Origin of the sequence: Schlesneria paludicola DSM 18645, from assembly GCF_000255655.1 — a bacterium.
Classification (GTDB): domain Bacteria; phylum Planctomycetota; class Planctomycetia; order Planctomycetales; family Planctomycetaceae; genus Schlesneria; species Schlesneria paludicola.
On record NZ_JH636435.1, the window covers coordinates 23,890 to 41,878 of the forward strand.

Annotated in this window: 11 protein-coding genes; 4 read left to right on the top strand and 7 right to left on the bottom strand. The window is 56.4% G+C overall.

Annotated features, from left to right (window positions below):
• Window positions 1-62: 62 nt before the first annotated feature.
• Window positions 63-692, top strand: a complete 630-nt coding sequence (locus OSO_RS0117280) for an RNA polymerase sigma factor (protein ID WP_040592541.1) — start codon at window positions 63-65, stop codon at window positions 690-692.
• Window position 693: 1 nt separating this feature from the next.
• On the top strand, window positions 694-2,907 hold the full coding sequence (locus OSO_RS43935; RefSeq protein WP_010584477.1) for a WD40 repeat domain-containing serine/threonine protein kinase: 2,214 nt from the start codon (window positions 694-696) through the stop codon (window positions 2,905-2,907).
• A gap of 243 nt (window positions 2,908-3,150) precedes the next feature.
• On the opposite strand, the gene OSO_RS0117290 is transcribed toward OSO_RS43935, so the two are convergent.
• The 3 genes from OSO_RS0117290 to OSO_RS0117300 all read right to left on the bottom strand — a co-directional run bounded on the left by OSO_RS0117290 (window position 3,151) and on the right by OSO_RS0117300 (window position 7,959).
• Complete coding sequence (locus OSO_RS0117290; RefSeq protein ID WP_010584478.1) at window positions 3,151-4,851, bottom strand: EF-hand domain-containing protein; 1,701 nt, start codon at window positions 4,849-4,851, stop codon at window positions 3,151-3,153.
• Window positions 4,848-6,230, bottom strand: a complete 1,383-nt coding sequence (locus tag OSO_RS0117295; RefSeq protein ID WP_010584479.1) for a DUF1501 domain-containing protein — start codon at window positions 6,228-6,230, stop codon at window positions 4,848-4,850. The genes OSO_RS0117290 and OSO_RS0117295 overlap by 4 nt, the downstream gene beginning before the upstream one ends.
• Window positions 6,231-6,357: 127 nt before the next feature.
• The gene (locus tag OSO_RS0117300; RefSeq protein ID WP_162130550.1) at window positions 6,358-7,959 is read right to left on the bottom strand and encodes a DUF1549 and DUF1553 domain-containing protein; all 1,602 of its coding nucleotides are present in this window, start codon (window positions 7,957-7,959) and stop codon (window positions 6,358-6,360) included.
• 224 nt (window positions 7,960-8,183) lie between these two features.
• Here OSO_RS0117300 and OSO_RS0117305 point away from each other — a divergent pair, with 224 nt between their 5' ends.
• Entirely contained in the window at window positions 8,184-8,804 is a 621-nt protein-coding gene (locus tag OSO_RS0117305) for an RNA polymerase sigma factor (RefSeq protein ID WP_010584481.1), read from the top strand.
• A 274-nt stretch (window positions 8,805-9,078) separates the two neighbouring features.
• Complete coding sequence (locus OSO_RS48150; RefSeq protein WP_010584482.1) at window positions 9,079-11,484, top strand: serine/threonine-protein kinase; 2,406 nt, start codon at window positions 9,079-9,081, stop codon at window positions 11,482-11,484.
• A gap of 54 nt (window positions 11,485-11,538) precedes the next feature.
• Here OSO_RS48150 and OSO_RS0117315 read toward each other — a convergent pair whose 3' ends face one another.
• The 4 genes from OSO_RS0117315 to OSO_RS0117335 form a co-directional block, all read right to left on the bottom strand.
• A complete protein-coding gene (locus tag OSO_RS0117315) occupies window positions 11,539-12,189 on the bottom strand; it encodes a lysophospholipid acyltransferase family protein (protein WP_010584483.1) in 651 nt (216 codons plus the stop codon).
• Window positions 12,190-12,261: 72 nt separating this feature from the next.
• Window positions 12,262-14,679 carry a sodium-translocating pyrophosphatase gene (locus tag OSO_RS0117320; RefSeq protein ID WP_157605314.1) on the bottom strand — a complete coding sequence of 806 codons (2,418 nt, stop codon included), beginning with the start codon at window positions 14,677-14,679 and terminating at the stop codon, window positions 12,262-12,264.
• Between the two features lie 401 nt (window positions 14,680-15,080).
• A complete protein-coding gene (locus OSO_RS0117325) occupies window positions 15,081-16,616 on the bottom strand; it encodes a cryptochrome/photolyase family protein (RefSeq protein ID WP_010584485.1) in 1,536 nt (511 codons plus the stop codon).
• A gap of 96 nt (window positions 16,617-16,712) precedes the next feature.
• Window positions 16,713-17,984, bottom strand: a complete 1,272-nt coding sequence (locus tag OSO_RS0117335; protein WP_010584486.1) for a hypothetical protein — start codon at window positions 17,982-17,984, stop codon at window positions 16,713-16,715.
• Window positions 17,985-17,989: the final 5 nt, after the last annotated feature.

Here is a 17,989-nt window from a genome sequence, read left to right on the forward strand (position 1 = left end):
GAACCTATCATTATGGACACCACGGCGACGCCGTTCCGCGTCGGCCGAGTCCGAGACCGAGGATGGTTTGTTCAGGTGCTATATTGGCAGTCAACGACTCACCTCTGACACGCGCGAGCTTGTTGCTTCAGATCCGCGACGGTTCGAATCACGCCGCGTGGAACGAGTTCATGAATCTCTACGGTCCGGTCGTCTACGGGTTCGCGCGGAAACGCGGATTGCAGGATGCCGACGCGGCGGATTTGATGCAGGACGTGATGCGTTCGGTCGCGACAGCGATCGGACAACTGGAATACGATCGCAAACGGGGGTCATTCGCAGGTTGGTTGTTCACAATTACCCGCAACAAGGTCTTCAATTTCTTGTCGTCGCGTCGAATTCGGCCGCAAGCCACGGGAGACACCGCGACGAACCAAATGTTGAATTCACACCCGGACGAGACGGAAACCACGGAAACATGGGAGCTCGAGTATCAACGACGGCTTGCTTCCCTGGCGATGGATAAGATTAAGAATGAGTTTCAAGACAATACGTGGCGTGCGTTCTGGCTGACCGCCGTAGAAGGAGTCTCTGCATCGGAGGCTGCTTCCCAAGTGGGGCTTTCCACTGGGGCCGTGTACGTCGCCAAAAGTCGAGTGCTCGCGCGGCTGAAAGACGAAGTGGATTCGATGCGGCGTCAGGAAGAGAACTGAAATGAATGTCAAAAAATGTCCTGAATCAATTGAACTGCGTCAGTTGCTCGATGGCACGCTTTCGGGTGATCGACAACAGGCCTGTACCGACCATATGGATAGCTGTCATGGCTGCCAGGTGAAGCTCGAAGGAATCGCGACCGAAGGCACGAATCTGTCGCAGATCGTTGAAAGCCTGCACGAGTCGCAGGTGTCACCTGTGTCAGGGTATTGGCAGGCGGCCAAGTCGCTTGAAGAGGCCGTTCGAGAAACGTTTGTCCCCGAGGCCCCTGTGCGACGGCGTGATGCGTCGCTGGAGTTTCTTCAGCCCCCTAGTGATTCGGCCTACATTGGACGACTCGCCCAATTCGACGTAATGCGCGTGCTGGGGCGTGGCGGAATGGGACTTGTGCTCGAAGCATTCGACACGCGATTGCAGCGCAACGTGGCGATCAAAGTTCTCGATCCTGATCTGGCAGGCGACGAAGTCTCGCGACAGCGGTTCTGTCGCGAAGCGCGTGCGGCCGCGTCGATCTCGCACGAGAACGTCGTCGCAGTGCATCAAGTCGAACGCGCGGGGGAAGTGGGGCTTCCCTATCTGGTCATGCAATTAATTTCGGGTGAGTCGCTCGAACAGCGTCTGACGCGAGAAAAGCGCTTGCCACTGCGCGAAATTGTTCGCATTAGCACTCAGGTCGCTCATGGGCTTGCAGCCGCGTACTCTCAGGGGCTGATCCATCGAGACATCAAGCCCGGCAATATTCTGCTCGAAGATTCGCACGACAGCGTCAAGCTGACTGATTTCGGCCTGGCTCGTGCGGCCGAAGATGTGAAATTGACGCGCACGGGATTTGTTTCCGGCACACCACTCTACATGGCACCGGAACAGGCGATGGGAGATGAGGCCGATCATCGGTCCGATCTGTTCAGCCTGGGCGCGATCATGTACGAGATGTGCGCCGGCCAACCGCCGTTCACCGGCAATTCGGCTCTTGCGATTCTTCGGCAGATTTCGGATACGAAGCATCGACCACTGAGAGAGCTTAATCCACAAACGCCTGAATGGCTGGCCGAAACCATCGACCAGTTGTTGGCGAAAAAGCCAGAAGATCGAATTCAAACCGCGCATCACCTGGCGGAGCTTTTGGAATTCCATCTGGCTCTGATGAAGACGTCAGAAGATCTTCCGACCGTCTGCAAGATTGAACAGGAAAAGGAATCGAAGCGGAATCGTCGGATCGCTGTCGCAATCGGTGCGGTGTTTTCGCTACTGGGACTTTTCGGCGGCGTGTTCCTTGCAAACCGGGGGTGGGTTCCGAACGGTCGGCCTGGCCCTTCTGTTGCGGTCACGAGCGGTGTGGAACCCTTGGCCGTTCTGAGCGCGAATGCCGGAACAGTCTGGTCGGTCGGATTTGATAAATCCGACAAGACCATCGTCATGGGCGTTGAAGATGGCTCGGTTCGCTTGTGGGACATCGCGTCGAAGAGCGTCAAGTCCACGTTCTTGGCGCATCGTGGAATCGTCTGGTCGTCGAAATTCTCGCACAATTGTGAATTGCTGGCCACAGCGGGAGATGATGGTTTGATCAAGCTTTGGGATGTTTCAAAGTCCGAACCATTGCACGAACTTCACAGCCCCAACGCGGTGCGAGGACTGGCGTTCTCTCACGACGACCATCTATTATTCGCCGGGGATCGAAACGGTGGCTTGAGAGTCTGGTCGATGGATTCTGACCAGCCGATCGCGGAAACGCAGATTCCCCGATCGGCGATCTATTCTGTCGCCGTTTCACCTGATGATGAAACACTCGCCACGGCCGGAAGCGACAATGTCGTGCGGCTATGGAATGCAAAGACTTTGGTGCAGAAGATCCCACTGGAAGGGCATTCAGGATCGGTCTATGGCGTTGCGTTCAGTCGCGATGGGCATCGGCTCGCCTCGGTCGGGTGGGACAAGCAGGTCCGAATTTGGGATGTCAGTTCCGGCAGTGTCGTCCGGACTTGGGATGGACAAAGCGATGACATCTGGGGCGTTGCGTTCTCGCCGGATGGCACCAAGATCGCCACTGGCGGCCACGATGGAGGGGTGCGGTTGTGGAACGCCGAGACGGGTGATCTGATCGAAACCTATAGCGGTCACAAGATCACGGTGCACACCGTGGCGTTCGACCACGACGGTAAGATGCTGGCCTCAGGCAGTCGGGACGGCAGCGTCAAAATCTGGCCCGTTCGCTGATCGACGAATCGGTTGAATGCGAGTCTGGTTGTAGTTGTACACGTGTGTTGCACGCTTGTTGTGACACACGTTTTTTCGTTTGCTCCCCGTTTTCCTCGTTACCAAGCAAGACCTCTTTTACCATCGTTACCAAGCTCCCGCTTGGTAACGCTTCTTGAATTCTTCGGCGGCGTTGCCAAGCAGGAGCTTGGCAACGAGCAAATGGAATTCCCGAACGCACGCGAAGCCTTACCGCTCCGCGTGCTATTTACTCGGAGTCGAGGCCGTCGCTTCTTGCGATGAAATCAAGCCATCGCCATTGGTGTCGAGTCTGCCAAAGATTTGGTGGCTGCCGGGAAACTCAGACAGGCTCACATCCCCATCGCGATTACGATCCATCTTCAAAAACCAGGCCGGCCCTTCGCGATCGGCCTTCACGCGCGGTATCGAGGGGCCTCGTTGAGCGAGGTTGGCATTGGCGGGGCGACGGGCGGCTCGCGAGATTTCCAGGATCAGATTGTACGTCATCTCGGCTCCGCCAAGAAAACCGTCTCGGTCCTGGTCTTCGGTGTCGATCACGTTTGGGGCCAGGAGCAGTTCTCGCGGAGTCAGGACTCGGTCACCATTCAGGTCAAGCAGGCGGAACAGGTCGGCCCCCTGTTCGGTCGCTTCAAGCAGCACCTGTACCGCGGTGGCGCGTGAGCGGTGCTGGAAGAACGAATCGAATTCGACGAGGCTGATTTTGTCGTCGTGGTTCGTGTCGATGACGGCAAAGTCGGGGCGATCGACAATCATGGTGAACTCGGTCGCATCCAGTGAGCCGTCGTTATTGGCGTCGAAATCGGCCATGCGGACGCGAACATCCTCCTGATTCGGATTACGGTTGCTGCGACGCAGGTTCACCTCGCGTGATCCGACCTGCAGGCGAAAACCGCCGTCCAATTTGCCACGCAAGCGATAACGGGGCGCCGCATTTCCCTTCTTCTTGGTGCTGCCGCTTCCCAGAACAAGTGGCAATTCGGCATCTAGGGGCAGTTCGAGGTATCCGCGAAGTTCGGCACGAGTCAGCAAATGATCACCGTCGGTGTCGAGACTTGCCAAACCCTCGGACTCGGACTGAATTTCGGCAGGCTTTTCGAGTGAAATGACGCCATCACGATTTCGGTCGTAGCGCGATAACAGGATCTCGGCGACAGCGGTGTGGTCCAGCGCGGCTGTCAACAGGATGACGGTTCCAGTCCCTGCCGAGACTTCACCGGGCGAGTTGGATTCGGTCACGTCGGGGCCGGCGACCAGTTCCAATTCTGTAATCAGTTGATCGTCGTTGAAGTCGCGGCCGTGCAGGCTGGTAGCGGCGCGCGATAGCTCCTGCCGTGACAAGCGGCCGTCCCCATCGTAATCCAGAAGCGGCGAGAGCGCCGGTCCGGCACCCTGACTCGACAACTTCTGAGAGAGTCGAATCGGCGGAGAGGACTCTTCGAGCATGGCGCGAAGTTCTGCTTTGGTCAGTCCAGTGGCTTTGGCGGCCATCTGATCCATCGTGAGTTTCGCCGCGCCGGCGCGGAACTGAGACCCTGCGGTGGTGCCGAAGATATTCGCGATCTGGCCGGCCTGCTCGAGTGAGACACTTCCATCACGATCCGTATCGAACTGGTCAAATAACCGACCAAATGTGTCGCGCCAGGCGGTTCGGAAGGGAACGCCGTCGATTTCAATGCGAAGGCGGACGCGTGTTGGTTCGACCGGACCAAGCAGCAACAAATCCTGCGCGTCGGGCAGTTCGTGTGCTATCACCGCGGGAGAAGTTGATGGTCCTTTGGTGTCGACGGCGAGTCCGCTCTGCAGGTTGAAGACCATCAGGGGCGAGGCGATCAGCAGTGACCATGTACAACGCGCCCTGAACCAATCGAATCGTTGATGCACCTCGGCAGTCAGATCGCACAGGTGCGATTGCGGACCGTTCATCCAACAATCTCCTTCAATGCCTTGGCCGCAGGGTCGACAAGACGGATTGGGCGTCCGACGTTCGAGATGTTGGACTTCATCGGGTCGATGCCCAGGCCCTGGCAGATCGTGGCGAGCAGATCTGGAATCGCAACGGGGCGGTCTTCGACTTCCATTCCGTCGGCGCTGGTCCGCCCGATCGTTTGACCACCCTGGATTCCTCCTCCGGCAAGGACGGTGCTCCAGACTTGTGGGTAGTGGTCGCGTCCGCCCTGTGGATTGATTTTGGGGGTCCGGCCGAATTCGCCCATCCAGACGATGAGCGTGTCATCGAGTCGGCCGCGGTCGCGGAGTTCTTCAATAAGCGTTCCCCATCCGCTATCGAGAACCTGGGACAATTGTTTGATCTTGTCAAAGTTCTCGGCGTGGGTATCCCAGCCCAGGATTTGCTGATCGATTCCGCCGAGTGTAATCTCGACGAAGGGGACATTTCGCTCGATCAGACGCCGTGCCAGCAAGCATCCCTGACCAAACCGATTCTTACCGTAGGCTTCGCGTACGACATCCGGTTCTTGATCGAGCGAGAATGCCGATGCGGCTTCGCTTCGCATCAGGCGAACAGCGTGCTCGTAGGCCGCGTTGTAACTTTGTGCGGGTGGCCCCGAGAAGTTCTCGAAGAAGCGTCCGTTCATGGAGCGTAGACGCGTCAAACGCGTTTCCAGAGTTTTGCTAGGGATCTCTTTAGAGGGTTCAAGATCCTGGACCTTCAAGTCGTTACTGGCTTCCATCTGATTGGCGGCACCGTTGGGGACCGCAGCACCATTGCCGACGACCAGAGGTGCCAATTGAGCTCCCAGGAAGCCGGGATCGTACGAGGCGGGGCTGATCGCGCGGTTGGGAGCGATGCTCACGAAGTTTGGTAGCTCGGCACCTTCGCGGCCGAGTTCATTGGCAATCAATGAACCGAATGTCGGATATTGGACGGGGCCTTGCGGCATGTATCCACAATGTGCGAGCAACGTGGCGCGTGAATGGTCGCCTTCTTTAGTGCTCATCGAACGGACGACGGCCAGATGATTCGACAGCTTGGCCAGACGAGGCAGATGCTGACTGAACTTCATCCCTGGGACGGCCGTTTCGATCTCTTGAAATGTTCCACCATTGGCATGGCCTGGCTTCAGGTCGAAGGTGTCGATCTGGCTCGGGCCGCCACTCATCCAAAGCAGGATACACGAACGGCGGCGATCGGTGCGGGCGGCGACATCGTTGGCGAACGCTCCAAACCAGCCCGAGACGGATGTTCCCACCGCGCCCGCGGCACACAGCTTCATCCAGTCGCGTCGGTTGAGCGATCCGCCGTCGAACATCGGCTGACGTTTCGGCTCGAATGGGTGTTGCATGACTGACCTCATGATGGAGTGATGAAACAGCTGGATCTCAAGGAAATTTTGGCGTTGAAGCGATTCGGAGAAACCGTGCGTGTGTCGACAAGCATTCGAAACGCCAACTCGTCAGGGACGGATCTGATTAGTGATTCAGTAAAAACTCGGCACTGTTCAGCAGCATCCAAAACAGGTCGGCGAGCGCAGCTTTGGATTCGTCTGTTCCGAGTGCATCGACGAACAATTGACGCTCTGCGTCATCGGGCATTCGGCTAAGTGTCGCGAGGAACAACGATTCGATGCGGCCAGACGCGTCGAGAAAGGGGGCCTCGGCAATGACCGACAGGAACTCGCTCTTTTCCAGGTCCGTTGCGAGGGTGACGTGTCGTCCGTTCATCAGCGAAAGTGCTTGAAGGATCGTGGTTTTGATTTCTGTTGGCGACACCGACGAATCGGCGAACTTTTCCTGAAACTCATCGCGGGCGACGTTCTCGCTGATATTCGGCGTGGCCTCGCGGAAGCCGGTCGCCTGGATGAAGCTGGCGTAGATCTGGTCGCTTGTCAGACGGCGTAGTGGCATGCGTGCAAATTGAACCGCCAGGTGATCTTCGCCTTCGCGTGGGGCGCCTCGGCAGGAAAGTTGGTAGACCTGGGTCGCGGCAATGACGCGAATCAGATACTTCAGGTCGTAGTGATGCAGTCGAAATTGTGTGCAGAGCGCGTCGAAGATTTCTGGGTAGGCGGGCGGATGCGAAGGATCAAGATCGTCGAGTGGCTGGACGAACCCGCGTCCGAGATAGCTGCCCCAGACACGATTCACGGCCGCCTTGGCAAAATAGGGATTCGTGGGTGACGTCACCCAGTGGGCCAGCATGGCACGCCGATTGTCTTTCGAATCGCGTACTGGCGGGCTGCCGTCGAGAAAGAGAGCGGGAACCAAGACGTCTTTTCCGGGAATCTTGATTCCGTCTATGTCGTCGGATTGCATCATCGCTTGGCCGTCAGTGCCCTGTGGCGAGACGTTCTTGAAGAATGCGGCAAACGACCAGAATTGTGGTTGTTTCCATTCCGCGAAGGGGTGGTCATGGCATTGGGCGCACTGGACCTGGATTCCCATAAAAACGCGTGACGCGTTCGCAGCGAGTTGTTCTGGTTTGAACTCGGCCGCCTGATAAAAGGCCAAGGGGGTGGGGGCCCGCGGAATGGCGGGGCGATCCAGTGGTGCCGTTAAGAGTTCGCTGACAACCTGATCGTAGGGCATGTTGGCCGTAAAACGCAGTTTCAGCCAGATTTCCAGGGAAGGGGCCAGGGCTCGCGTTTCCGGGGCCGTGGTTCCAGCCAGCATCAGATCGCGAAAGGTGTTGGCCAGATGATTGGCAAACGCACCGCGCTGTAACAGTTCTTCAACCAGATACGGACGTTTGTCAGGCGTGGGATCATCGAGAAACTCGCGCACTTCGGCCACGGATGGAATCCGCCCGATGAGATCGAGGAAGGCGCGGCGAACAAATTCGCTGTCATTGGTTAGCGGTGCGGGGACGATTCCCTGCTGCTTCCAATCACGCTGAAATTGCTCGTCAATCCAGCGAGCCAAGTCTGCCGCGGGCATTTTTCGCTCGGCGACCGGTGTGGCTGGCGTTCCGACAAGATCTTCCGCCGGCGTGTTATCCGTGGCGGTCAGCGTTAGGCTGAGCGCGAGCACCAGTACGACGCGTGGAAAAATAAGGCGAAGTCGTGTGCCCATCATCTTGAGAACCCTCGGTCGGTCCGTGTTTCCAAGGCGAATCATCAAGTCACTGTCGCAAGATTCTGCGACGCTCGCAGTATGACAAGACGTCTGAGGATTGGCAATCCGGCCTTTATGGCGTTTTTGAAACGCGAGTGACGGCGAAAATCGCGCAATCGGACGAAATCTGACAATTTTCGCGATAGGCTTTCGCGGCGCGCGCATATCACTCGTCAGAGGATTTCATGACCAGCATTCCGCCGACACAACCAACGCTGCTTGTTCGGATTCGAAACAGCAATGACCACGATGCCTGGAACCGATTCGTTGATCTGTATGGACCGCTTGTTTACGGCTTTCTGCGAAAGCGCGGCTTGCAGGACGCCGATGCTGTCGATCTGGCCCAGGACGTCTTTCGCCAGGTTTCAACTGCAATTCACCGATTGGATTACGACACTCAGCGGGGATCGTTTCGAGGTTGGCTGTTTACGATTGTGAAGAACCGAATGCTGGCACACTGGCGGAAACAGCAGGAGCGGGCGAGTGGTGACACGGACGCTTTGCAACGGCTCCATGAGATACCTCAGCCGGGAACTCTGGAAGACAGTTCAGAATGGGACGCCGACTATGAACGACAACTTTTCCATTTCGCATCACAGATCGTCAAACAGGACTTTACCCCCGCGACCTGGTCCGCGTTCTGGCAGACGGCTATTGAGGGCCGTCCCGGGAAAGTCGTCGCTCAGGAATTGGAAATGACTGTCGCTGCGGTGTATCTCGCCAAGGGGCGTGTGATGACGCGATTGAAAGAGCAAATCAAATTGCTGGTGGGCGAGGAATCCTTGCCCTCGCGGCCAACGCCGTGAAGGATGTTTTGGTTGTTTTTGTGTGCCACTGGCTGTGCCAGTCCCCAGTACACATTGATCCTCAAAAGGACAATGAAAGATGCCGGTCGACCATTCAACAACGGATGCCGTTCGATTTCCCTCCCACGGTGTTCCTCACTCCTGCATCGACTGCCACGGGCTCGGCCAGTGGCACACAGATACCCCATGAAAAAATTGTTCACGACGATGCCCTCGCGGCACACCGAATGTAATAAGTGGCGTGCGAGAATTCTGGCGAAGGACGAGGTTGACCATGACAGACTATTCTTCCGCTTGTCCTTCAGCAGATCAATTGCGATCCCTCATTGATGGACGGCTCGCCGAGAATGAATCGCAATCCACGCAGCAGCACGTGGATCAGTGCCCGGAGTGTCAGCAGCAACTTGAGTCGCTCGTTGCGGGAACTGAATCCTGGGATGCGGCCGTCGGCCATATCCGGCAAGGTGAAAGATCGATTGACGACACGCTCTTTTCCGAAGCGATGAAGCGGATTAAATCGGACGAGTTCGCTTATGCGAATGAAGGCTTCGGGAAGAGTTCCGCGAATCCACTTGAATATCTGTCACCCTCGGACCAGCCGGGCTCCATCGGCCGGTTGGGATCTTATGAAGTGACGCAGGTCATCGGCCAGGGTGGGATGGGCATCGTCTTAAAAGCATATGACCAGTCACTGCATCGCGTGGTCGCGGTCAAAATTCTGGCTCCGTATCTGGCGCACAATTCAAACGCCCGGAAGCGGTTTGTACGCGAAGCCCAGGCGATTGCAGCGGTCAGCCACGATCATGTGATCACGATTCATGCGATCGACGAATCGGCAGAGCGGCCCATGATTGTCATGCAGTTCATCGCAGGACAATCGCTACAACAGAAGATTGATGCCGAAGGCTCGCTGGATCTCAAAGAGATTTTGCGAATCGGGATGCAGACCGCGTCGGGTCTCGCCGCGGCCCATGCGCAGGGGCTGGTTCATCGCGATGTCAAACCGTCAAACATTCTGCTTGAAAACGGAATTCAACGCGTCAAGTTGACGGATTTTGGACTGGCCCGGGCCGTGGACGACGCCAGTTTGACTCAAAGCGGAGCGATTGCCGGGACGCCTCAGTACATGGCTCCCGAGCAGGCGAACGGAGACGCGGTCGATTATCGTGCCGACCTGTTCAGCTTGGGCAGTGTGATGTATTCGATGTGCGTCGGTCACTCGCCGTTTCGTGCCAGCACGACGATGGGTGTCCTCAAGCGAGTCTGTCATGACCCGCCACGTCCGATACAGGAACTGAATCCAGACATTCCCGTCTGGCTTTCCGCCATCATCATGAAACTGCTGGCGAAGCGGCCGGAAGATCGGTACCAATCGGCGCGCGAAGTGGCCGAACTCCTTGAGCGGTGGCTGGCCCACGTGCAGCAGCCTTCTGCCAATGCCCAGCCCGTCTTCATAAAAGAACCGATACCGAATGCCGTGCCTCACGCGAAAGTCGCAACGCAGCTCAATCGCGTGGAGAGTCCGTTAGCGTGGCCATTCTCCGGATCGGCCCGCTATGGAATTGGGCTTTGCGTGGTGCTGGTGCTTTTGATGAATCGAGCATCGCCGCTCGAGATTGTCATCTTGGCCCTGATCGCTTGGGGGGCGCTCAGCCTTTGGCGAAAGTTCGGTATAAGGCTCTGGCGCGAGAAGAACGATTCGTCCGACTTCGTTGTCAACGAAGACGTTCCACGATCCACGATGACATTTAAGGCCGCTGTTGAGGGAGTGTTTCGAGACGCGAAGCCATTTGTTCAACGAGCAGCAACTGCTGCGGAGACGACATGTAAGAACGTTGCGAGTGGATTACGTCAAGGTGCCCGGCCATTTGTTCAACGAACGGCGGCCGCTGCGGAGGCGAGTTGGGAAGGAGTTGCGCAGCAGGTTCAGGCCTGGGATACCCAACAATTGCGAAGTCAGTTGCTGTTTGCCGCGTGGTGTGGCGTGAGTTTGATCGACCTGGCATGGCTCTATCTACTTTTCCTTGAGATGAGACCAACGAAATCGTTGTTGCCCATTCCGATCACAATGTCACTATGCCTTGTTTCTGCATTCGTCGCACATGCGATTTTCCGAAGGGAGAATCCGCAGATTGTGTTCCGCGGAGCCGCATTTGGACTACTGCCTCTCTCGCCAGGAGCGTTGTTCCGCGTTCCACTGGCGATCGTCACGCTCATCTGGTTGCGGCAGCCCGCGGCAAAGAATTCCTTCACCGCGATGCCTTGGGCCGATACTGAGCTGTCGAAAGCGATCGTGTCGGTTCGATGCTGGATTGGACGATGGGTGGGAACTGCGGTCCGTCTATCGATCTGGTCACTGGCGTGCAGTGTCGCGCTATTCGTCGCCTATGTCTTCTGTCAGGTGCCCAACATGTCGGCCGACAATCCATTTCAGACGGTCGTTCAGTCTTATCCGCAGAACTCGAACAGTGGTGGCCCCTTTGGGCCGGCCTTCGCGTCGAAGTTGTTCAACTTCGGATTCCCTCAGTCACTGTTTTACGAGACCCATATGTCAGCCGGTTGGTTCTTGCTCTGGACGATCGTCACGCTCTTCTGCTGGATGTATGGAGTGTGGCGAATTGTGGCGGCACGGCATCTGCGCCCATGGCTCGCGAAGTCGGCAGTGCCGCTTTCTGTCTGATCATGACGTTGAGCGAGGCGATCACGAATGAGGTTGAATTCAATTCAAGACCACTCAAATAGGGCGTTTTCCTGTGCGTCGCCATTCTTCGGCGGCGGCATGACAGGCTGCGATGCGCGCGTGGACCAGATCGACAAGTGCCTGATCCTGATCGCGGCTGCTGTACTGTTGCAGTTGCTCGACCGTCAGGGGTTCGCCGAAGACGACGCGAACACGTGCAGGTTTCAGGAACCAGCCACCCATTGGCAGTGCGTCATATGCGCCTGAGATGCCGACGGGATAGACCGGGTGTTTCGCGCGACGGATAATGGCCGCAAAGCCTGGTTTCATTTGGCCAATTGCACCCGTCGGCGAACGTGTTCCTTCGGGGAAGATGCCGACCAGCCAGCCGTCCTGCAGACGCTTGATGGTATCGCGCAAACTGGCCGTGCTGGCGGCTTGCTGATTGATGGGCATCACGTGCGTGTTCTTCAGAATCCAACCGACGACTGGCGCACGAAACAACGAGTCGCGAGCCAGAAAGCTGATCGGTCGACGAAACGGAAGTCCGACGACCAGGGGATCAAGAAAGCTTTGATGATTTGCGAGGATCAGTGCCCCTTCTTCGCCTTCAATCGGCTGATACCCCGCTGCGCGGTACCCGAGCCAGACGCGGAAGAATGCGTTAATCACCACCTGCAGCGTGACCCAAATCGGGCCACGCACTAAAGGCGAATCCATTGGCAAAGCATTCGGCGGTGTCGACATGAATGCGAAATATCTTTTCTGGTGAATCGTCTACTTGCCAGGTTCCGAGACCTGAATTCGCATCCCGTAGAACGATCGGCGAACGAAGTACATCGAAGCAGCCAGCAGAATAGTCGCAACCAGGATGGAAATAAACGATCCCTGATTTTGTTTCAGGCTCACGCCGAGTGGGACTGCCAACAGGCCGAAGAGCGTCGTGAATTTAATAATCGGATTCAGGGCAACCGACGAGGTATCTTTGAATGGATCACCGACAGTATCGCCGACGACACAGGCGTCATGCAGCGGGGTACCCTTGGCCTTCATTTCAGTCTCGACAAGTTTCTTGGCGTTGTCCCAAGCTCCTCCCGCGTTCGCCATGAAGATCGCCTGGAAGAGTCCGAACAGCGCAATCGACACGAGATAGCCGATGAAGAAGTAAGGTTCCATGAATGCGAAGCTAAGCGTTGTGAAGAACACCGTCATGAAGATGTTGAACATCCCTTGCTGGGCATATTGCGTGCAAATTTCGACAACCTTCTTGCTGTCTTCAATCGACGCTTTCGTGACGGTGTCGTCCAGCTTGATCTTGGCCTTGATGAATTCAACTGCACGATAGGCGCCCGTGGTGACGGCTTGAATCGAAGCCCCGGTGAACCAGTAGACAATCGCACCGCCCGCGATCAATCCCAACAGGAAGGGCGGGTGCATGATCGATAGGTTCACCATCAGTTCGGGCTTCAAGCCGCCAGTCAGCTCGAGCACGATCGAGAAGATCATCGTCGTGGCACCAACGACGGCCGTGCCGATAAGCACGGGTTTCGCTGTGGCCTTGAACGTATTGCCCGCCCCGTCGTTCTTCTCGAGATTTTCTTTCGCGAGTTCGAACTGTGGTTTGAACTGAAAATCCTGCTCAATTTCGGCACTGATATTGGGCAGGGCTTCGATTGTCGAAAGTTCGTAAACCGACTGGGCATTATCAGTCACGGGACCGTAGCTGTCGACGGCGATCGTCACCGGCCCCATCCCAAGGAAGCCGAAGGCTACCAGACCGAAAGCAAATACGGTCGGGGCAAGCATAATCTGATCGCCGATCAGGCCGCTGATCCAGTACGCAACCGTCATCAGCAGCAGGATGATCATTCCCAGCCAGTAAGCGCTGAAGTTACCTGCGACCAGCCCTGAAAGAATATTCAGTGACGCACCACCTTGTTCAGACGAGGTGACCACTTCACGCACGTGACCCGATTCGGTGGAGGTGAAGATCTTGACGACTTCCGGAATGATCGCACCGGCGAGTGTGCCGCAGGTGATAATCGTCGACAACTTCCACCAGAGCGAATAGTCGCCACCCAGCGAGGGGATCAGGATGACCGAACTGGCGTAGGTGAACACGACCGATACGACGGAGGTGAGGCAGACGAGATATGTCAGTGGTGCTTCGAAGTTGAAGTCGGACATCTCACCGTACTTTTTCAGAGCCTTCTTCTCGTTGATGAAGTAGGACGCCCCCGACGCCACGACCATCATCACGCGCATCATGAAGATCCAGACCAACAACTGAATTTGGACCTTGGGATCTTTCACTGCCAGCAGAATAAAGGTGATCAGCGCGACACCGGTGACACCATACGTTTCGAAGCCGTCGGCCGATGGTCCCACGGAATCGCCAGCGTTGTCACCCGTACAGTCGGCGATCACGCCGGGATTTCGCGCATCGTCTTCCTTGATTTTGAAGACAATCTTCATCAGGTCGGCACCGATGTCGGCGATCTTGGTGAAGATTCCACCTGCCACGCGGAGCGCTGCAGCCCCCAGTGATTCGCCGATCGCGAATCCGATGAAGCAGGGGCCCGCGTAGTTTCCGGGGACGAACATCAGAATGATCAGCATCAGCAACAGCTCGACACTGATGAGCAGCATGCCGATACTCATTCCCGCTTTCAGTGGGATCGAGTAGCAGGGATAGGCCTTACCGGTGAGGCTGGCAAATGCCGTACGGGAGTTGGCGAACGTGTTGACTCGAATGCCGAACCACGCGACTCCATAGCTCCCCAGGATTCCGATCACACTGAAGATCAGAATCGTTGCGAGTTTGCTCATTTCCAGTTGTTCAACGAACTTGAAATGCACAAAGATGATCGCGCCAATGAACAGCCACAGGGTGAACAGAAATTTGCCTTGCGTGAGCAGATAAGTCTTGCAGGTGGCATAGATCAGTTCCGAGACTTCAAGCATTGAGCGATGAACGGGCATCCGCTTGATCTGGGCGGATGTCATGAGACCGAACACGACGCCCGCGATGGAAACCACAAGTCCCACCCATAGTAGGTCGCGTCCGCCGACAAGCCCCCAGAGGAACTTGACACTATTCAGGTCGGGCAGGACGAGGCTCGCTTCACCGCCATGATGAACGGCCTCTTCCGCGGCGATTGATGGCGAGCATGATGCCAGCACGATCATTGCCATGACCAAACACACGCTCAACCCATGACGCCACCCGGCGAACATCGTCCAAACTGCAAATTCGGAAGTTGAGTCGACAGCGGGAGCAGCAAACCGGGCCATCCGCATTCGGAATACGTCCTGTTCAGAAAAATGAATGGGGGTTAATTAAGGGTTCGCAATAAACTAGCCGTAGTCCGTCCAGTAGGCAACGGTCGCTCGATTGTTGCTTGTTCAAAACTCGTTTTTGAGAATTTGATCACCGTGATCAACGGGCGTCATTCACTATTGATCGTTCATACAATTGGTTTGTCGTTCAATGACAAGTCCGTTAGAGCACGAAGGCGAGATGCCTGTACGGATCGTGATCATACCGCTCACGGTTACCTTTGTGGTCAATGTCAGGATGCAGAACTTCGCGTCGCTTACGATGTTTTTTGAGAAATCCGGCGAAATGCTTCCAATGCGCAATGGCGTGCTTCGTCATGGTCGACGATCGGTAATGGATACGCTTGATCCATTGTCACTCCCGCGGCGGTCAGCACGGATTGAGAAGCCGTCCAGGGGGCGTGAATCCACTTTGTTGGCAAATTCTTCAGTTCTGGCACCCAACGTCGAATGTAGTGGCCCTCGGCATCGAATTTCTGTGATTGCAGCACCGGATTGAAAATTCGAAAGAAAGGCGCTGCGTCGGCGCCACATCCCGCGGTCCATTGCCAACCCAGAGTGTTGCTGGCGAGATCGGCGTCGACGAGTGTGTCCCAAAACCATTCAGCTCCTTTTTGCCACGGAATTAAAAGGTCTTTGACCAAAAACGAAGCGACAATCATCCGCACGCGATTGTGCATCCAGCCTGTGGTCCAGAGCTCGCGCATCCCCGCGTCAACGATCGGATAGCCCGTCTGGCCAGTCTGCCATGCCTTCAGTCTTGGGTTGTCATTGATCCAAGGGAAGTTGGCAAATTCTGAACGCAGCGGTTCGCGAGGCGTGTTTGGGAAATGAAACAGCAAATGATGAGCGAACTCGCGCCAGCCGACTTCCTTGAGGAACGTTTCGGCAGATGTGGGATCTTGCGAATGTTGTCTGAGCCGTCTCTGAGTTTCATGCCAGATCGTTCGAGGGCTGATTTCGCCAAAATGCAGGTGGGGCGACAGACGCGAGGTCCCGTGGAGTGCTGGTAGATCTCGCATCGTCACATAGTCAAATACGGGCGACTCCAGGAAGCGATGCAATTCTTGCCTGGCCGCCTTTTCACCGGGGACCCATCGTTCGGCGAAACCCGTATCCCAAGCGATTGTCGGTCGAAGCGAAAGGTCGTTGAGTTTCGCCGATTTCGGCCACGGGCGTGGTGACAAAAAGTCCGAGGGGGCGGGTTCTGGTTCGTCAGGCGTTCTTTGGGTCAGGCATGTTTTCCAGAACGCAGTGAAAACCTGATACGGCCGCCCCTGTTTTGTCTCGATCTGCCACGGTTCAAACAGCAACTGCCCGTTAAAGCTCTGTGCGAGCACATTGCGTTGGCGCAGTTCGGTTTTGACGCGTGAATCTCGCTGGATGGCGGCCGGTTCGTAACGACGTGTCCAATAAACGGCGTCTGCGCCCGTGTCGTCGATCAGTGACAGGAGCTCCGTCAGGGCATTGCCCTGGCGAATGATCAGACGCGAGCCGAGTTCCTCTAGCTGTTCGTTCAATTGATGTAGCGAATGGTGCAGCCACCAGCGGCTGGCGGCCCCTGGAGGCCAGTCTCCGTCTTCATCGGGTGACCAGATATAGACTGGAATCACGGGTTCACCGCGCGCCACGGCCGCGACCAGTGCAGGTTGGTCCTGTAATCTCAAGTCATGGCGAAACCAGACGAGGCTGGGGTGTGTCATCGTGTCCAGAGACTTTGATGTGGTCGTGGCTGTCGATTCAATTGTGGCGGAATTGGCAGACGCATGAATGCGTTGAAGGCTTTCATTCATGAGTCCGCGAAATCGTGCGATCCAGTTGCCGTCGCCGCTGGTTCGGGGCGATGCGAAATCTTTTGGTGGGACGGACCATGGGAATACGACGCTCTTTTAACTTTGGACGAATGTCGATTCGCGTGGCGCCTTATACCGAACGGCCAGATGCGGTGTTTCAAGGCGTACTTGATTCTTGCCGATCGACTGCACCCCCGCTTCGACCAATCCGCCCGTTAACAAGGTGCGCTCAACGGGATATGGGGATTTGCCTGTGAGGAATGTCTCTTCTGCTTTCGACATCAGCGAGGCCGAGTAGCTCACATTTGGCGTGGGCGGCAGATAGAACAGCGTCGAGAGCGGTTCTGCCTTACCTTTGAGCGTGGCCGCAAAGGTGAAGTCGCCGACCAGACCATTCAAGAGGAGCATCGTCGCCTTGGTACCATCTGTATATTCAATCCGGTAGGCGATGGGATCAGCGACCCATTCGCGAATCTGTCCCTCGGTCGGATAGCGATGGCTGAACGTTTTGGGTTGAGACAAGGTCTGAGAACGGCTGAGGCAGGCCTCGAACAGCTTCGGGTCCCATCCACCGGCGCTCCAGCTTCCGGCAGCCATTGCCTTCCAGACGGCCTCACCGCGCAGGCCCTGCACGGCCGAGACACCTGTCTCGCCACCTTTTCGCCGTTCGGCCATGCACTGAATCGCCTCAAGCGCGTGGAAGTCATAGCTATCCATGCCACCAATCGCGACGCTCATCATTTCCATGATTTCCGCGTCGTACGGCATCTCGATTGAGGGCATGCGCCAGGTGACGGGCAATGAGGAACCGGCCGTGAAGGGAAATTTCAACTCGCGTGACAGGTCGACCATTTCTTTGGCCCAGTCCCACTTCCACGACAAATGCTTGTCGTTAAAGACAGGTGCCGTTTTTCCATCCTTGCGAAACACGTCGGTCATCTGTTTGAAGAATTCGTATCGGGGATATTTGGTCTGGCCATATTCCGATTTCTCGTAGTTGCCGTGTTCGCCGATGATCAGCACGGCATCGACGGCCAGCTTGTCGCCACCGCAGCGTAAGGTTTCGGCAATGGTGGGATAGATCGGAAAGCCAAATTCCTGTGAACGCTGCCGGCTGAGATCGTTTTCCGGGAACTGATCGACATACACCGCGACGACGTCCAGGGGCGGACGGTGCCATTGTCCGTTTTCGGGATAGCCAACGAGAAATCGTTCTCCCATGTGCCAGGCGTGCGAATGGTATCGCCATTCGGTGGTCAAAATTGCCAGGCGTTTCCGCGAACCGGAATTCGGCTGTTGGGCAAACAACATCGGGCCGGCAATCAGTCCGGCACCCACCGTTCCCAAAAACGATCTTCGTGAAAGCATCTGTC